The organism is Shewanella sp. ZOR0012 (assembly GCF_000798835.1).
Lineage (GTDB): Bacteria > Pseudomonadota > Gammaproteobacteria > Enterobacterales > Shewanellaceae > Shewanella > Shewanella xiamenensis.
The window spans coordinates 1-378 of the sequence record NZ_JTLE01000022.1 but is presented as its reverse complement, the minus strand read 5'-3'; the positions used below and the strand labels follow the sequence as shown (position 1 = coordinate 378).

Sequence of the window (378 nt, the reverse complement as noted above, 5' to 3'; positions counted from 1 at the left end):
CAGTTCTTGTAATGTGCCTACTGGACCATGAAATAGCTTACCAAACTCGGTAGTCAATTTGAGCCAATTGTCATGGGGGATATTTAATCTGGTCAGTAACTTACCACTATTTTCACTGATGCTTCCACGTTTATCATTGCGAATGATTCGGCCTGTATCTTCCACCAATTGAAGGTAATCGGTTAAGGAAAACGCAATGCCATTGGGTTGGTTGTCACACTCGTTACCAATAAACGGTAATAGATTACTAGGCTGCTCACCTTTTAATGCCGCCCGTAGTAAATCGAGCCACCCATTTTAAATCAACAACATAATGCACTTTCCGTTTACCTACAACTTGTAAAAGTTAATATTGTTCAAAAAAGAACCATCAAAAGT

At 39.2% G+C, this 378-nt stretch carries 1 pseudogene; it reads right to left on the bottom strand.

Features of this window, described 5'->3' with window-relative positions:
* Positions 1-279: pseudogene (locus L976_RS23570) on the bottom strand (transposase); the annotation flags it as partial.
* Between the last annotated feature and the right edge of the window lie 99 nt (positions 280-378).